This window comes from Amycolatopsis sp. La24 (assembly GCF_029087445.1).
GTDB classification, from domain to species: domain Bacteria; phylum Actinomycetota; class Actinomycetes; order Mycobacteriales; family Pseudonocardiaceae; genus Amycolatopsis; species Amycolatopsis nivea.
The window spans coordinates 17,068-33,353 of the sequence record NZ_JARACH010000015.1; the positions used below are offsets into that span (position 1 = coordinate 17,068).

Below are 16,286 nucleotides of genomic sequence, written 5' to 3' on the forward strand. Positions count from 1 at the left end.
CGAACCTTTCGTTCATTGAGTTAACGGCTAGGCTCGTTCCCGTGACGGACGCGGAAGAGTCCTCTGTCAACCGCATCGCCGGCGGCCAGTTCGACAAGGTCGTGATGGCCGGGGCGGTGCACGGCGACATCAACGTCGGCCGGTCGGGCGACAGTCCGGCGGACCTGGCCGACCCGCTCATCGCCTCGGTCCGCCTGAAACCCGGCGGAACCCTGGCCGACCTGGTGCTCGACACCGATCCGCCGCAGGTCGCCGTGCCCGGCGGGACGGTCCACGTCATCACGGTGGAAGCCAGAACGAACCGAGCAGTCGTCCTGCAATCCGCGCGGATCGCGGTCGTCTCGCGAACCCCGCCGCGCCCGGCCTGCCTGGTGGTCCGGGTCGGCGGGCACCTGAAACCGCGTCCCTTCACGACCGACTTCGACGCCCCGTCGCCGCGGCTGGTCGCGGAGGGCCCGGACTTCCCCTTCACCGTCAGCGCCACCGATGTCGAGCAGTTCGAAATCGAACCGATCACCACCACCCACGAGGTCGCCTGGCGGCTGGAAGTGGACTGGACCTGCGCGGGCCGCCATGGCACCACGGTCATCGACAACCACGGCGAGCCGTTCCACGCGTACCCGGTGCCGGCGCTCTACTCCGGCCGCTCGCATACGGTGCTCAGTTCCGGCTGCGATCTCTTCCACGAACGCGGCTGCCCGTCGAACCTGCTCGCCGCGTCGGGTGCGCCCGTTTCGCTTTGGGACCAGCCTTCGTCCTACCCCGTGCTGGCTCCGCTCGCGGACGCCCCGGCCGCCGTGGACCTGGATCCCGACCTGAAGGAATCGTGGCCCGAATACCGCCGCGTCGCCAACGCCATCCGAATGGCGGCCGCCTCGGGCGACTTCCGAAGCCACGAGCCGCCGGAGCGCCGCGCGCTGCTCATCCGAGTGCTGCGCTACCTCTTCGTCTCCGGACAAGCTCATCCCGGCGCCGCCCTGGGCCGGCTCATCCACGCCGAATGGACCACGGCGCTGGGCGAGGACCACCCGGACACCCTCGCCGCCGCCAACCGCCTGGCCGGTTGCCTGATCGGCACCACCGAACACGCGGAGGCACGCGACCTGCTGGCCGACCTGCTGCCCCGAGCGAGCCGCGTCCTGGGTGAGGAGGATCCGCTGACGCTGATCGTCGCGAGCAACCTCTGCGTCGCGTACATGGGGCTGAACGAATACGAACGCGCCCGCGACCAGACGGAGGACGTCCTGGCCCGAACCCGCCGCGCCCTGGGCCCGGACGCACTGGGCACCCTGCGGACTACCGGGAACCTGGTGCGGATCCACCTCCGCCTCGACGACCGGGCCGCGGCGCTTGAGGTGCTGGACGACCTGCTGCCGAGGTGCCGAAGGGTGCTGGGGGAGGACCATCCCCTGACGGTGAGTGCTGCTGCGGAGCTGGCTCAGATCCAGGAGTGAGTCCGGGTTTGCCTTGCAGCAGGGCGGTTTCCGCCGAGGTGAGGTGGTCCGGGCCTATGCCCTTGGCTGGATGGACCGGGATCGCGGAAAGTGCGGGGTCGCCGAGCGCAATTCCGCTCGGCGAGAGCGAGCAACGCCGGATTGAGCCACGCTCGCCGCCCCAGTCTTCCGACGCCAGCGCGAGACGCTACCCAGCCCCCTCGCCAGGTCAAGGACGGCAAAACCCCTTCGCCGCCAACACCCGCTCCACCGAAGCCTGCACCTGCGCCCCGGACAGTTCCCCGCTCTCCACCGCCCGCTGGAGCCGGTCCACGACCGCCCCCACGTCGTTGTGCCCGGAGGAGAACAACGCCTGATCCGCCCCCGCCTGCAACGCCTTCAGCACCGCGTCCGGCAGCGCGAACCGGTCCGTGATCGCCTTCATCCCGCCGAGATCGTCGGTGATCACCGGACCGGTGAAGTGGAACTCGTTGCGCAGCAACCGATACGCCTCAGGAGCCAGCGAGGCGGGCTCGTCCCCGGTCAGCCCAGGCACCTCGAGATGCCCGACCATCACCGCGACCTGTCCGTATTCCGAGATGTCGCGATAAGGCACCAGATCGACCCGGCGCAGCTGATCCAGCGGCGGCGTGACGACGGTGCCCCGGTGCGAGTCGCCCGAGCCGTGGCCGTGGCCGGGGAAATGCTTCAGCACCGGCTGCACTCCGGCCGCGCGCAGGCCCTCAGCGAACGCCAGTGCGTACTGCCGCACCTTTTCCGGGTCCGGGCTGTAGGAACGGTCGCCGATCACCGCGTCGTCGGGTTCGTCGCTCACGTCCGCGTCCGGTGCGTAGTCGACGGTCACCCCGCGTGCCCGCAGTTGCTTGCCCCGCTGCTCGCCGATCGCGCGCACCTCGTCCGGCGTCTTCGAGGCCGCCAGCTGCCGGGCGCTCGGGAGCGAGCCGTCGAGGTCGTCGATGCGCTGCACGCGGCCGCCCTCCTCGTCGACGGCGACCGAAACCGGGATCTTCGCCGCCCGCTGGACCCCGTCGAGCGCGCCATTTTGCAACAGCGTGGTCTTTTTGTCTCCCGCGAAGATCCCGCCGACCTGCTGCGTCCGCACGAGGTTCGCGACGCCCGCCGGATCGCCCGCGTTGACGCCCGGCACCACCAGTTGCGCCACGCGTGCCCGCGGATCCATCGCCGACACCGCCGACGCACACGACCCCCGTCCCGGCACAGTCTGCGCCGGCGAGGTTGACGCAGGTGGAGCGGCTTGCGGCGAGCTCCCCGCACTCGGCGGGGTGAGCGCGGTGGGCGTTGCTGTTCCGGAAGCGGAACGATCCCCGGAGCACGCGGAAAGCGCACATATGAGCGTCAACGCGCTGACGGCTCCAGCGGTGCTCCAGCGGGGTCGTGCGTGCGCCTTCATCATTTCCTCTGCTGGTCTGGACAGGTCTCCGTGACGGTAACGGAACCCCACCGGCGGGCCCAACTTCACGCTGTGAAGAATGAGCGCGTCCCGACTAGAGATTTCGTGAAGCCGCGGTGGGCACACTGACCGGCACACGACAAGCACAGGCTCTGCACCGGGGAGGCAGCGATGAATCAGGTCAAGGTTGCGGCATGGGCTTCGGACCCGATCACCCTCGCGGGCCTCATCGACCATCTGCGCACGCGTCGCGAGGTGCGGGTGATGCCGGGCCAGCAGCGCGGTGAAGCCGCGGTGCTCGTGTTCGCCGCGAACCGCGTCACCCGCGAGGTGAAGGCGGCGCTGCGGGCCGCGGCCTCGGAGACCCCCGCGGCCATCGTGTTCGTCGCCGGATACGTGGACGCCGACGATCTCGCCGAGCTGGCCGCCTGGCACGTCGCCGCGGTGCTGCCGCGCGACGCGATCGGCGGCGACCAGCTGGTGCGAAGCATCGTGGCCGCCGCCTCCGGGCGCGAGACCTCGATGCGGGACCTGCTGCAGCAGGCGGAGACCCTGCGCCGGGGCGGCGACCGCACCAACCTGTCGCCGCGAGAGGTCGACGTGCTGCGGCTGATGGCCGAGGGCTGGGACACCGCGGAAATCGCGAACAAGCTCTGCTACTCGGAGCGGACCGTGAAGAATGTGATCTACGGAATGACGAACCGGCTCAAGCTGCGGAACCGTCCGCACGCCGTCGCCTACGCGCTGCGCGCCGGAGTGATTTGAAGGATGCTCACCACGTGCGAAAGCTGACCCGGCGCCCGGCCGTTGCCGCGCTCGCCGCCGCATTCCTGTTACTGGCGGCCGCGTGCGGTTCCGCCGCGTCCTCGGGGAAGATCACGCTGAGCGTGGCCACGTTCGGCGAGTTCGGCTACGCGCCGTTGTTCGAGCAGTATCAGAAGGACCATCCGAACATCGAGATCCGCAGCCGGGTCACCGATTTCGACACGCATTTCAAGAGCCTCGCCACGCAGCTGGCGGCCGGTCGCGGCGCGGCCGACGTCGTCGCGGTCGAGGAGCAGTACATCCCGAAGTACATCCGGGCCAAGGACAAATTCGTCAACCTGGCCGATTACGGCGCGGACAAGCTCAAACAGCAATGGGCGCCGTGGAAGTGGGCGCAGGGCACCGCGGGCGATTACGTCTTCGGACTCGGCACCGACATGGGCAGCCTCGCGATGTGCTACCGCCGGGATCTGTTCCAGCAGGCCGGATTGCCCACCGACCGCAAGGCCGTCGCCGAGCTGATGCCGGACTGGCAGGGGTACGCGAACGCCGCCGCCCGGTTCACCGAAAAGCTGCCGAAGGTGAAGTTCGCCGATTCGGCGGGCACCGTTTACACCGCGATGCTCAACCAGTCGCCGGAGAACTACTTCTCCGCCAAGGACGATTCCTACATCGCCGACCGCAATCCCAGCGTCCGCAATGCCTTCCAGCTGTCCGGCGGTCTCGCGCAAGCCCACGAAACGGCCGGTGCGACCACCTATACCCAGGCCTGGAACGTCGCGATCAAACAGGGCACCTTCGCCACCATCGCGTGCCCGGCGTGGATGCTCGCGCAGATCAAGGAAGCCGGCGGCGACGCGGGCAGCGGCAAATGGGACGTCACCACGGTGCCGGGCAACAGCGGCAACCAGGGCGGTTCCTTCCTCGCCGTGCCGAAGCAAAGCGCACACCCGAAGGAAGCCTACGATCTCGCGCAGTGGCTGACCGCGCCCGCGCAGCAGAAACGACTTTTCCTTTCCGACGGAATCCTGCCGAGCGAACCGAGCGTGTACCAGGATCCGCAGGTCGTCGCGCACACCGACCCCTATTTCTCCAACGCGCCGGTCGGCCAGATCTACGCGGCGTCGGCGGACCGGCTGCGGCCGAACTACCGCGGCCTGCACGACGCGGACGTACGTCCCGAATTCGGCCGCGCGCTCGGCCGGATCGAGGACGGGACGGAGAACGTCGAGCAGGCGTGGGCCGACGCGGTCCGGATGGGCCGCGACGCGATCAAGTAGCTGTCGTGGACCGGAAGCTCACCCCCTACGTCTTCATCCTGCCGTTCTTCGTCCTTTTCGGACTGTTCGGCGCGTTCCCGCTGCTGTACACGTCATGGGTTTCGCTGCATCGCTGGGATTTGCTGTCCGGTCCGGAAGGCGGCCTCGGCCTCGCGAACTACGCGGAGCTGTTCAGCGATCCACGGTTCTACAACGCGTTTCTCAACACCGTCAGCATCTTCCTGCTCGCCGCGATTCCGCAGTTCTTCCTCGCACTCGGCATCGCCGCGCTGCTGAACCGGCCGCTGCGCGCGGCGACCTGGTGGCGGGCCGGGCTTTTGCTGCCGAACCTGGTGTCCGTGGTCGCAGTCGGGCTGGTGTTCGCGCAGCTGTACAGCTCGGGTTACGGCGTGGTCAACGAGGTGCTCGGCTGGTTCGGGGTGCCGCCGGTGTCGTGGCAGTCGCATCAATGGTCGTCGCATCTCGCGGTCGCGAGCATGGTGATGTGGCGCTGGACCGGCTACAACGCGCTCATCTACCTGGCCGCGATGCAAGCGGTACCACAGGATCTGTACGAGGCCGCCGCGCTCGACGGTGCCTCGCGCTGGCGGTCGTTCTGGTCGATCACGGTGCCCGGCATCCGCCCGACGATCGCGTTCACCGCGGTCGCCGGGACGGTCAACGGGCTCCAGTTGTTCGCCGAGCCGCAGCTGTTCGACGCGACCGGCAACGGCGGTGCGGGCGGCAACGACCGGCAGTTCCAGACCCTCACGATGTATCTGTACGAAAAGGGCTTCGGCAAATTCGACGCCGGATACGCGGCGGCGCTGTCCTGGGTGATGTTCGTGATCTGCCTGGTGTTCGCGATCTTCAACTACCGGCTGGTGCGCCGGTTCGTGGGTGCGCCGTGATCCGCCGGGGCCGGGCCGGGGGCTGGGTGTACGCGGTGCTGGTGGGGCTGGTCGCCTCGTCGCTGTTCCCGCTGTACTGGTCGTTCGTGGTGTCCACTCGGGACAACGCGGCGATCGGCGAGACCTCTCCGCTGCTGCTGCCCGGCGGCCATCTCTTCGACAACGTCCAGCGTGTCTTCACTACCGTGGACTTCTGGCTCGCGATCGGCAATTCGCTGATCGTCGCGACGACAGTGATGGTGTCCAATGTGGTCCTGTCCAGCTTCGCGGGCTTTTCCTTCGCCCGGCTCCGGTTCCGCGGCCGCAACACGCTGTTCTTCATCGTGGTCGGCTCGGCGATGGTGCCCGCACAGCTGGGCGTCGTGCCGCTTTACCTGGTGGTGAGCGATTTCGGCTGGTACGGCCGGCTCGAGGCGGTGATCGTGCCCGCGCTGGTGAGTGCGTTCGGCGTGTTCTGGATGCGCCAGGCGTGCGAGGGCTCGATCGATCAGGACCTGGTAGACGCGGCCACTGTGGACGGAGCGTCGATCCTGCGCACGTTCTGGCACGTGGCAGTCCCGGCGATCCGTCCACAAGCGACCGTCCTGGCCATGGTGACCTTCCTCGGCGCGTGGAACGACTACTTCTGGCCGCTGGTAGTCCTTGACCCGGCGCAAACGCCGACCGTGCAGGTCGTCCTGTCCCAGCTGGCCAGCGGCTATTTCACTGACTACGCCCTAATGCTGACCGGCGCGACCCTGGGTGTCCTGCCAGTGATCATCCTGTTCTTGCTCCTCGGCCGAAACCTGGTGCGCAGCATCTCGACCGGCCTACGGACGTCGTGAGACGTACTGCCCGAAGAACTCGGCGATCGCGGACCGCTGCACGGTGATGCTCACCCGAGGATCAATCGTCCCGATCCGGGTCTCCTGAACCTTCGGATCGACCGGCACTTGCTGCGCCAGCTTCGGCAGGAACCACTGGACATCGGTGTAGCTGTAATGCATCGCGGTCGCCAGCGTGATGTCCTGCTTGGGTGCCGAAGTGTGCTCCCACAACGACTTCCACGCCGGTGACGTCCGATGGCTGCGCGCCTGACCGTCGCTGGTGCTGCCCGACGACCCCATCAGCAGCACCGGCCGCGTCACCCCGTCCGCGCCCGCGCGAGTGAGCTGCTTGCCGTCGACGTCGTAAGCGAGCCACCCGTCCAGATCGGCCGCAGCGTCCACCCGGGAGTCCACTGTGGACACTTCGGCAGCGGTATCCCCGCCGAACGAATGCCCGATCACCCCGACCCGGCTCAGGTCCATTGCCTTGCCGAGCCCAGGAATGCCGGGCAGCTGGTCAAGAGTGAACCGGACATCCGCGACCCGGGTTCGCATCCCCGCCACCAGGTCCTTGCTCTGCTGGGAGAACACCACGCGCCCGTCCGGGAACACGACGAACGGCGCCTCGCCGGTGTGATCAATGGTCACCACGATGTACCCACGACTGGCGAGATCCTCGGCGGTTGCGCTGCCCAGCGCCCGCAGCGACGCCCAGCCCGGCGAGTACACGATCACCGGCCACCGCCCCTGCACCGGCGCGTTCGCCCGGGCGTGCGTCCGGACGGCCGCCCAGTCGACCTTGCCGGTCGGCAGCCCCAACGCTGGTGCCGCCCCCTGATCAAAGTACGACGCGGCCGCTGCGGGCAGGTACGACGCCTTCGGCCCAGCGCCGGGCCGAGTGGGGTACCAGACGCTGATCATCAGCTCCCGGTCCCGCGCCGAATCGACGAGGTGGACATCGCGCTCGCCAATCGCGTGCGGGCCAGTTGGGGTAGGCAGCTCGAAAGTGGTCTCCGCCGCGGCGGGCGCGGCCCCTAAGGCGGTGAGGAGGAGGGCAGCGGCGAGGACTGTTCGGAAGCGCATGCCGGAACTCTGCCGTCCTGGCCGGGTTGCGCGCGCCCGCCGACCGTCGCCAGCGACCCCCGACTTTCGTCACCCCGTCCGGCGCGCCACGGCGGTCGCCAGCTCACTGCGTGACGGCGCATCCAACTTCCCGAGCAACCGCACGACATGCGCCTGCACCGTCCGCCGAGGCAGTCGAAGCTCCGTCGCGATCTCTGGATTCGACCGCCCAGCCGCGACGAGCCGGGCGATCCGGACCTCCAGCGTCGACAGCGACTCCCACCCGTGCTCCGGCCGCGCCGACGCCAGCGAGGTCCCACGCTGCACGCCGACCGCCTGCAACCGCGTCTCCGCGTGCTCCAGATTCCACGCCGCGGAAAGCTCCGTGTACAGCGAAGCCGCCTCATCGAACGCGGCCTGCGCGTCGTCCAGCCGACCCACCCGAGCCAGCAGCACCGCCGAGTCCTCCAGTGCGCTGGCCAGCTCCGGTTTCCGCCCCACCGCGCGGAAATGCTCCACCGTCCGCAGCACCGGCTCCGGATCCTCGCCCAGCAACCCCCGGCACCATTCCGCGGCCGCGAACGCCCGCGCCGGTTCGAGTTCCTTCTCCGCCTCTTCGACACACACCGCCAGCGCCCGCTCCGCCGCGGCTCGGTCGCCCGCCGCCAGCGCGATCTGCGCGAACTGCGGCAACCACTGATGCCGCAACATCATCTGCGCGTAAGTCGGATTCAGAATCGGCTCGAACACGGTGATCGCCTTCTGCAGATCACCCTCCTGATAGGCGACCAGCGCGTGCGCGGCAAGCAGAAAGTCGAAACTCTCCCGCTCGGCACTGGTCGCGGGCGCGTGTTCCTCCGCCGCGTCCAGCAGCGCCGCCGCCTGCGCGTGCTCGCCCCGCCGCGCCGCGATGAGCGCCGCGACCCCGTGCAGCAGCAGCGCCGCCGCACCCGGTTCCCGCAGGCCGAAGAAAGTGATCGCCGGACCGTCCTCGGTCACCGTGTCCAGTTCGACCAGCGCTTCGTCCCACCGGCCTTCCCAATACCGGTGCACCGCAACGGAAACCTGCAACCCGCTCGGCATGCTGTGCCGCCGCGTCACCTCGGCGGCCTCTTGCAACGTGCGGTTCGCGTCGTCCAGCCGGTCGAGGTTCTGCAGCGTGAAGACGCGGTTGTCCAGCAGATCCAGGTGCAGGTCGGCCAATTCGTGCTCGTCGCCGACGGCCGCGATCGCCTCGTCCACGTGCTTCAGCGCGCTGGCGTGGTGCCGCCGCACGGAATCGACCAGCCACAACGTCTGCAGCGCGTGCGCGGTGAGGTAGCGGTCGCCGTCCGCCTCGGCCCGCGCGCGATGCGCGGTCTTCTCCGCGACGTCGAGGTCGTCGAGCCCGCCGCGCCGGAAGTTCGCGAGCAAATGGCGGCCGCGGACCCGCCACAGCTCCGGCACTCCCGGATCCTCCGCCGGATTCCCGAGCGTCTCCACCGCGAGCTGCACGTCGCCGCGGCGGAACCGCATCGCGGACACGACGTGGCGCATCTCCGCCGCGTTGTCCGGATCGCGCGACGCCGCAAGCGCTTGCAACGCAAGGTCTTCCGGGCTGCGTTCGAGCCGGAACAACACCCGCACCAGCGCGACCAGCAACGGTTCGCGGCGCGGATCGTCGTCCTCGACCACGGCGAGCGCGCGCTCCAGCAGCTCGACCGCGATCAGCGGGGCCCGGTTCGACACCGCGCTCTGGTGTTCCACGAGCCAGTCCAGCACCCACGGGTCCACAGTGGACGGAACGGCCACGAGCTGCTCGGCGACCCGCTTCACCGGCGCGCCGATCTTGGCCAGGGCTTCGGCCGCCTGCCGATGCTGCACGGCCCGCGTTTCCGGCGGCAGATGGTGGTACAACGTCTGGCGCAGCAACGGAAGCCGGAACGCGAGCTGGGTTCCAGTGTCGAGCAGGATGTTGTCCGCCAACGCCGCTTCGAGCGGACCGAGCAGATCCGAGGGACGCTGTCCGAGCACCGCCGCGATGTCGCCGACCGCGAACTCCATGCCGAGAATCGCGCCCCAGCCGAGCACGTGCCGGGTCTGCTCGGGCAGCAGCTCCAGCCGCCGGTTGACCGCCGCGACGATCGATTCCGGCGGCTCGAACCGCAGCGGATCCGGGACGTCGGCGAGCCCGTCAAGGTGCTTGACCGCGCCGGAGTGCACCAGCGCGTCCAGCATTTCCTTGAGGTACAACGGATTGCCGCCGGCACGAGCGGTCAGGTCGCGCAGCCGCGGCCCGGGATCCGCGCCGATCTGCCGCTGCAGCAGGCACAGAACGTCGTCCTCGCCGAGCGGACCGAGGTCGAGCACGATGCCGTCCCGGGTCTCGACGCCGCGGCGCAGCTGAGTCATTTCCGGCCGCTCCGGCGCCGGTCGCGTCGCGGCGACCAGCAGCAACGGCAGCTGCCGGGCAGCCGCGGACAACCGGTGCCACACCAGCACGCTCGACTCGTCCGCCCACTGCAAATCGTCGACCACGAGCAACAGCGGCGATTCGGCACACAGTTCGTCGACGAGCGCGAGCAGCCGGTCCACCGAATCCAGCACCGGGTCGCCGACGCGCCGCACGGGTTCCTCGCTGCTCAGCGCGACGCGCGCCCGGCGCGGATCCGGCGAATGCGCGTCAATCGCCAGGCATTCATGCATGACCTGCAACGGGAACCGCATGCTCAGCTCGTCCGCGGCGACCCAGGCGACCTGCAGACCACCGGCGTCGCCGAACGCGTGCGCCAGCAGCTCCGACTTCCCGATCCCGGCCTCGCCCTCGATCCACACCGCCCGCCCGCGGCCCGCGCGGACGCCGTCGAGAAGCTTGCGCAGCTTGCCGACCTCGGCTTCCCGGCCGAGCAACGGGTCCTGCGGCACCCGCACGACCGGCTCCGGCACCTCGGGCCGCGGCAGGTCCAGCGCCGGATCCTCGGAGAGCACGCGCTGGTGCAGTTCGCGCAGCCCCGGACCGGGCTCCACGCCCAGTTCGGCGCGGATCGTGCGGCGCGCGTCGCGGAAGACGTCGAGCGCGTCGGAATGCCGGCCGCTGCGGTAGAGCGCGAGCATCAGCGAGGCCCGCAGCGATTCGCGCAGCGGATACTCGGCGGTGAGCGCGGTCAGCTCGGCGATGATCTCCTGGTGGCCGCCCATTTCCAGCCTGCTGCGGGCAGCTCGGTCCAGGGTGTCCAGCCGCAGCTCGGCCAGGTACGCGCGATGCCGCTCGGCGAAATTGCCGGGCACGCCGGACAGCGCTTCGCCGTGCCAGAGCTTGAGAGCGGCACTGAATTCAGCCACCGCCCGGTTGTGCGCCCCGGCCTCAGCCTCGCGTTTGCCGTTCTCCCGGTGCTGCTCGAACTTCGCCGCGTCCAGCGCTTCCGGCGCGAGGTCGAGCGTGTACCCCGCCGGGCCGGACCCGAGCACCGTCGAGGCGGACCATCGGGTGCGTTCGGGTTCCAGCGCGCGGCGCAGCCCGGAAATGTAGGTGTGCACGCTGCCTTCGACACTGGCCGGCGGCGACTCGCCCCACACGCCCGCGATCAGTTCCGCGCGCGGCACCGGCCGTCCGGCGGCGACCGCCAGCATGGCGAAGACCGCCCGCTGCCGCGCGGGTCCGAGCGAGATTTCGGTCGTCCCGCGCCAGGCGCGCAACGGGCCGAGCGCCGTCACCCGCAAATCCCCTGGCATGCCGTTCCATTCGCCGTGTTGACCGAGTTTACCGGTCGATCATGGACGCGAGTCCACCCCGGTTCACTCTCCTGCCGCACGCGCGCGGACCGGACTGGCCCGCCGGATGCCGTACGGCTGCATCCGCGTCTCGGCCCGCCGCACGTCCCAAGCCGCGCCGACCGAGGTGTAGCTGGTGAGTGCCGCGAGGAAAGCCGTGCGCGCCTCGTCGAGACGGCGGTACTCGGCGAGCAGGATCGCGGCGTCCTCGCTGGCCCGAGCGTGTTTGAGCATCCGTCCGGCGGCCTCGTAGTGCGTGGCGGCGCCGAGGATCGCGTCCGGATCCGCGGTGACCAGGCCCCGGCAGTGCGCGGTGGCCGCGGTGTGCGACGGCGGAGTGTCGTACCCGCTGGTGTCGCCCATCAGCCGCAGCGCCCGGAACGCGTGCGGCTGGTCGCCGAGCTGCATGGCGAGCCGGGCGAGGTCGGGCAGCCACTGCTGGCGCGCCGCGGGCGGATAGTTCTGGCCCAGCAACGGGAGAAGCGCGGCGAGCGCGGCTTCCGGATCGCCTTCCAGCTCGGCGAGCTGGGCGCGCGCGGCGAGCAGGTAGTCGCCGCCGTTCGGTTCGAGGCCGTGCGGGAACTGGTGCCGGGCCGCCGCGTCGAGGTGTGCGCGCGCCTCGTCCGGTTCGTCCCGGTGGCTCGCGATCAGCGCGCCGACGCCGTGCACCAGCAACGCCGATCCCGGGCTGCGCAACACATACGACGCGGTTTCCGCACCGCCCCGGATCACCGTGTCGAGTTCGGCGAGCGCCTCGCCCCACCGGCCGCGCCAGTAGTAGTGCACCGCGCCGGCCAGGTGCATCTCGCCGGGCACCGCCCGGGTCGCGGCCAGCCGGCGCGCGGTGCTCAGGTCCGCGTCGTTGTCGAGCCCGTCCAGCACACCCAGTTCGGACAGATCCGGTGCGGCCGCTCGATGGTCGACGGCGAACCGCTCGATGGTCACGCGCAGGGTTTCGTGCCGCCCGCGCCACATCTCCGGCACCTTCGGATCGGCCAGCGTACGGCGGACTTCCGCGGAGGCTTCGGCGAATTCGCCGCGCCGGTAATAGATGTAGGCGAGGATCCAGCGCATTTCCGCGGCCTGCCTGCTGTCCTGGGTGCGCGCGACGACCGAACGCGCTTCCGCCTCCGGCTCCCGGCCGAGCCAGAACAGCAGCCGGGCGAGCGTGGCGGTGAGCGGTTCGCGGGCCTCGGCGGGCAGCACAGCCTGCTTGACCACCTGTTTGAGCAGATCCACCGCGACCCGCGGCGACTGCGCGGCGACCGTGCCGATGTGCTCGACCAGCCAGTTCGCCATCCACGGGTCAACCTGCGCGGGCGCCGCCGCCAGTTGTTCGGCGACGCGTTCCGCACCCGCTCCCGCACCATCGAGCGCTTCGGCCAGCTGCCGGTGCAGCGCGACGCGCATCGCGGCTGGCGTCTTTTCGTACAACACGCGGCGCAGCAACGGATGCCGGAACGCGAGCAGATCGCCGGACTCGACCAGCACTCCCGCAGTGAGCGCCTCCTCGACCGCGGCGACGAGCGCGGTCGGCGCGCGTTCGGTGGCGATCGCGATGTCGGCGAGCGAGAATTCCTTGCCCAGCAAGGCGGCCCAGCGCAACAGGTCTCGCGCGGAGCTGGAGAGGAAGATCAGATACAGCGTGACCCGCGAGCCGAGCGGCGACGGGATCGAGCGGCACGAGGAACCGTCCACAATGGCGTGCGCGCCGTCGAGCAGGATCATTGAATTGGCGAGCAGGGTTTCGACGATTTCCGTGGCGTAGCGCGGGTTTCCGGCGGCGTGGCCGAGCAGCACCGAGAACATCCGGTTCGGCGGCGCACCGGTGAGATCCGCGGCGATCTTCCGGATCTCGTGGTCCTGCAACGGTTCCAGCCGCAGCAGCGAGGTCGCGCCGGAAGACAGGTCCGCGGCCAGCGCTTCGAGCGCGGCCGAGCGGGGGAGCGGACGGCTCGCTCCGACGAGCAGCAGCGGCAGCCGCCGGGTCTCGCGAGCGAGGTGCTGCCACACCTGCAACGTCGTTTCGTCGGCCCACTGCAGATCGTCGACCACGAGCACGAGCGGGCCGTCCGCGCACAGCTGCCGGACCAGTCCGAGAATGCCCTGCACCGGGTCCAGGTCCGGGTTCTCGGCGAGCGCCACCGCGAGTTCCGCGCGGCGCAGGTCCGAGGCCCGCGGGTGCACGCCGAGCGCGTCCAGCAGCGGACGCAGCGCGAAGCCCTGGTCGAGCGAGTCCGCGGCGGCGAACAGCGCCGGGTAACCGGTTTCGTGTGCCAGCGCGACGGTTTCGGCCAGCAGCGCGGTCCGGCCGATTCCCGGTTCGCCCTTCACCCACACCGAACGGCCGAGGCCGCCGCCGAGACCGGCGACGGCTTCGCTGAGCAGCTGCAGTTCGTCTTCCCGCCCGACGAACGTCGCCGGACGCGGCGGCAGCACCGGCAACGGGAAGCGGGGGACCTTCGTGACCGGAGCGGGCGTGACCGCCTCATCAACGGCCAGCAGCTTTTCGTACAGCTCCCGCAGCGCGGGACCCGGCTCGGTGCCGGACGCTTCGACCAGCCGCTCGCGCAGCTCGGTGTAGACGGTGAGCGCCTCGTGATGCCGGCCGGCCTGGTCGAGTGCTCGCATGAGCAGTCCGTGCAGCGGCTCGCGGAACGGATGTTCCGCGGCGAGTTCGCCGAGCTGCGTGACGAGCCCGGCGGATTCGCCCGAGTCCATCGCCAGCTCGGCCCGGCGTTCGACGGTCGCCAGCCGCAGTTCCTCCAGCCGCACCCGCTGCGCGGTCGCGTAATGCCCGGAGAGACATTGCAGCGGCGTGCCGTCCCACTCCGCGAGAGCCTCGTCGAGCACGCTCCGTGCTTCGGCCCGGCGTCCCTCGGCGAGCAGCCGGTTGCCGAGGTCGCGCAGCGCGCTGAAGCGGTGGACGTCGATCTGCTCCGGTTCGACACAGAGCGAGTAGCCGGATCCGGTGGACGCGATCAGCCGTGATTCGGCGCCTTTGCGGCGGCCCGGTTCGAGGACGCGGCGCAGCCCGGAGATATAGGTGTAGATGCTCCCCTGCGCGCTGGCCGGGGGAGCGTCGCCCCACACCGCGTCGATGAGCACTTCGCGGGAGACGGTGCGGTTCGGCGAGAAGGCCAGTACTGCGAAGACTGTGCGCCGATGAGCGGAACCGAGGTCGAGCTGCCGGTCGCCGAGCCAGGCTCGCACCGGTCCGAGCAGCTGGATTTCCGGCGCCGGGACGCCGCCGGATGCCGACATCGGTCTCCCTTCACGCGCTGACGGATCGTCACACGCCGGATGCCACTGGTGAGCTTACGCCGAAAAGGTGACGTCGCGGGACCGCCCCGGGTTGCTTTTGCCGGTCTTGTCCAGCGAATTGTCCGGTGGACAGAGTCGGGGGAGAGGCCCGCCGGTGAACGCCGGGCAAACCGGCCGGGCGGTCCGGCAGGCACACCTGCCGCGACAAAGGGGCATCGGCCGCGCTCCCCGGTTTCCGGACGGGAATCCCTGCGGCAGCCTCGATGAGGAACCCGCGCGCTCGATTCGCGGCTTCGGCGCGACGGTGGTGAGGAGGAGGCGTGGACCCGGTTCCGGCCCCGGCGGGGGCGAGGTTCGCGGCGGCGATCGACGCGGCGAACGCCTGTTTCGGCACGGTGAACAGCGAAATGGCGGCGCTGCAGGCGTCGTGGCGCGGCGAGGCGGCGGTGCGCTTCGGCCAGGCGATGAACGATTGGGAGCAGCAGTTCGATCGCATTCTGGCAAGTCTGGCAGATCTCGTGGACGTCGCGCGCGGTACGGCCGCGTCCACCACCGCACTGTGCTCAAATGAGCGCGTGCGGTGCCCTGATCATCGATGAGCGGCGATCCCGGCTTCGAGCAGGCCGCCGAAGTGTTGTCCCGGATCCGCCGCACGACCGCCGACCTCGACGCGGTGCTGGCGGAACTGGAGTCGGCGGTGGAACCCGAGGTGGCCGCCTGGCCCGCCGCCGCGCGCGCCCGCTACCGGGAGGCCAAACGGGAGTGGGTCGCCGCGCTCGACCGGATGCCCGAATGCCTCGACCGGGCGGCGCAAGCCTTCCGCGAGATCTCGTCTCCAGACCCGAAAAGAGGCCGCTGAACAGGGAAAACCCTGGTTTTCTCCACCGGCCTTCACGAGCGCGCCAGAAAACGTGAAGTCTCGCCCGCCACACTGCGTCCAGGCAATGTGAAGGGGGTAACCGTGAAGCTCGTCAAGGTCGCAGTGCTCGCCTCGGACCCGATCACCCGGGCCGGAGCCGCGAGCCTGCTGGGTTCGCGCCCGGAACTGGTCCTGCTCGGCCAGGACGCGGCGAGCCAGGCGGACGTGGTCCTCGTGATGGAGGAGCACGTGACCGACCGGGTGCTGTCGCAGGTGCGGGACCTCGGCAGGCAGTCCGAGCAGCTGACCGGACCGCATCTGGTGATCGTGGTCGACCATTTCCGCGAGAGCGACCTGATGACGGCCGTCGAATGCGGGGTCGTCGCGATCCTGCCGCGCCGCGAAACCGGCGGCGGCGAACTGGTCGCGGCAGTGCTGGCCGCGGGCGACGGCACGGCGACGCTCCCGCCGCGGCTGCAGGGCGCGCTGCTCGCACAGGTGCAGCGAATGCGCCGCGACGTGCTGGAGCCGAACGGCCTCACGCTGTCCGGCCTGGCGTCGCGCGAATGCGACGTGCTGCGTCTGGTCGCCGAGGGCTATGGCACCGAGGAGATCGCGACGAAGCTCTGTTATTCGGAGCGGACGGTCAAGAACGTGCTGTACGGCCTGATGACCCGCTGCGGTCTGAACAACCGTGCGCACGCCGTGGCCTATGCCCTGCGCGCCGGCGCGATCTAGTCTTCTG

12 protein-coding genes are annotated in these 16,286 nt (G+C 70.0%); 8 read left to right on the forward strand and 4 right to left on the reverse strand.

All coding sequences use genetic code 11. The features are described 5' to 3' along the window. Window positions 1-41 precede the first annotated feature (41 nt). Window positions 42-1,454 (forward strand): tetratricopeptide repeat protein, encoded by a 1,413-nt coding sequence (locus tag PUT80_RS16690; RefSeq protein ID WP_275292727.1) that lies wholly within the window; start codon window positions 42-44, stop codon window positions 1,452-1,454. Window positions 1,455-1,662: 208 nt separating this feature from the next. Here the strand turns inward: PUT80_RS16690 and PUT80_RS16695 are convergent, their stop codons facing one another. Further along, window positions 1,663-2,865 carry a glycoside hydrolase family 3 N-terminal domain-containing protein gene (locus PUT80_RS16695; RefSeq protein ID WP_275292815.1) on the reverse strand — a complete coding sequence of 401 codons (1,203 nt, stop codon included), beginning with the start codon at window positions 2,863-2,865 and terminating at the stop codon, window positions 1,663-1,665. 171 nt (window positions 2,866-3,036) lie between these two features. Between PUT80_RS16695 and PUT80_RS16700 the strand changes: the two genes are divergently transcribed. The 4 genes from PUT80_RS16700 to PUT80_RS16715 are packed head-to-tail and all read left to right on the forward strand — an operon-like array spanning window position 3,037 to window position 6,624. Next, window positions 3,037-3,630, forward strand: a complete 594-nt coding sequence (locus PUT80_RS16700) for a LuxR C-terminal-related transcriptional regulator (RefSeq protein ID WP_037816773.1) — start codon at window positions 3,037-3,039, stop codon at window positions 3,628-3,630. A 14-nt stretch (window positions 3,631-3,644) separates the two neighbouring features. Further along, the gene (locus PUT80_RS16705) at window positions 3,645-4,910 is read left to right on the forward strand and encodes an extracellular solute-binding protein (RefSeq protein ID WP_238604274.1); all 1,266 of its coding nucleotides are present in this window, start codon (window positions 3,645-3,647) and stop codon (window positions 4,908-4,910) included. 5 nt (window positions 4,911-4,915) lie between these two features. Continuing rightward, a complete protein-coding gene (locus PUT80_RS16710) occupies window positions 4,916-5,800 on the forward strand; it encodes a sugar ABC transporter permease (protein ID WP_037816770.1) in 885 nt (294 codons plus the stop codon). Beyond that, on the forward strand, window positions 5,800-6,624 hold the full coding sequence (locus tag PUT80_RS16715) for a carbohydrate ABC transporter permease (RefSeq protein WP_275292816.1): 825 nt from the start codon (window positions 5,800-5,802) through the stop codon (window positions 6,622-6,624). The genes PUT80_RS16710 and PUT80_RS16715 overlap by 1 nt, the downstream gene beginning before the upstream one ends. On the opposite strand, the gene PUT80_RS16720 is transcribed toward PUT80_RS16715, so the two are convergent. The 3 genes from PUT80_RS16720 to PUT80_RS16730 form a co-directional block, all read right to left on the reverse strand. After that, window positions 6,610-7,689 carry a dienelactone hydrolase family protein gene (locus tag PUT80_RS16720; protein ID WP_275292732.1) on the reverse strand — a complete coding sequence of 360 codons (1,080 nt, stop codon included), beginning with the start codon at window positions 7,687-7,689 and terminating at the stop codon, window positions 6,610-6,612. The genes PUT80_RS16715 and PUT80_RS16720 overlap by 15 nt on opposite strands. Before the next feature lie 69 nt (window positions 7,690-7,758). After that, on the reverse strand, window positions 7,759-11,379 hold the full coding sequence (locus tag PUT80_RS16725; protein WP_275292734.1) for a BTAD domain-containing putative transcriptional regulator: 3,621 nt from the start codon (window positions 11,377-11,379) through the stop codon (window positions 7,759-7,761). Between the two features lie 63 nt (window positions 11,380-11,442). Beyond that, entirely contained in the window at window positions 11,443-14,682 is a 3,240-nt protein-coding gene (locus PUT80_RS16730; protein WP_275292736.1) for a BTAD domain-containing putative transcriptional regulator, read from the reverse strand. Between the two features lie 320 nt (window positions 14,683-15,002). Between PUT80_RS16730 and PUT80_RS16735 the strand changes: the two genes are divergently transcribed. From PUT80_RS16735 to PUT80_RS16745, 3 genes are all read left to right on the forward strand, one after another. Continuing rightward, a complete protein-coding gene (locus tag PUT80_RS16735) occupies window positions 15,003-15,281 on the forward strand; it encodes a WXG100 family type VII secretion target (protein WP_275292738.1) in 279 nt (92 codons plus the stop codon). Beyond that, entirely contained in the window at window positions 15,278-15,541 is a 264-nt protein-coding gene (locus PUT80_RS16740; RefSeq protein WP_275292740.1) for a hypothetical protein, read from the forward strand. Before PUT80_RS16735 ends, PUT80_RS16740 begins: the two co-directional genes overlap by 4 nt. A gap of 102 nt (window positions 15,542-15,643) precedes the next feature. Further along, window positions 15,644-16,279, forward strand: a complete 636-nt coding sequence (locus PUT80_RS16745) for a response regulator transcription factor (protein ID WP_037816759.1) — start codon at window positions 15,644-15,646, stop codon at window positions 16,277-16,279. The last annotated feature ends 7 nt before the right edge of the window (window positions 16,280-16,286 follow it).

Bases quoted from the DNA above. Each gene is read 5' to 3' on its own strand.
- PUT80_RS16695 (WP_275292815.1), bottom strand. From the start codon at position 2,865: ATGAAGGCGCACGCACGACCCCGCTGGAGCACCGCTGGAGCCGTCAGC.
- PUT80_RS16700 (WP_037816773.1), top strand. From the start codon at position 3,037: ATGAATCAGGTCAAGGTTGCGGCATGGGCTTCGGACCCGATCACCCTC.
- PUT80_RS16720 (WP_275292732.1), bottom strand. From the start codon at position 7,689: ATGCGCTTCCGAACAGTCCTCGCCGCTGCCCTCCTCCTCACCGCCTTA.
- PUT80_RS16725 (WP_275292734.1), bottom strand. From the start codon at position 11,379: ATGCCAGGGGATTTGCGGGTGACGGCGCTCGGCCCGTTGCGCGCCTGG.
- PUT80_RS16730 (WP_275292736.1), bottom strand. From the start codon at position 14,682: ATGTCGGCATCCGGCGGCGTCCCGGCGCCGGAAATCCAGCTGCTCGGA.
- PUT80_RS16740 (WP_275292740.1), top strand. From the start codon at position 15,278: ATGAGCGGCGATCCCGGCTTCGAGCAGGCCGCCGAAGTGTTGTCCCGG.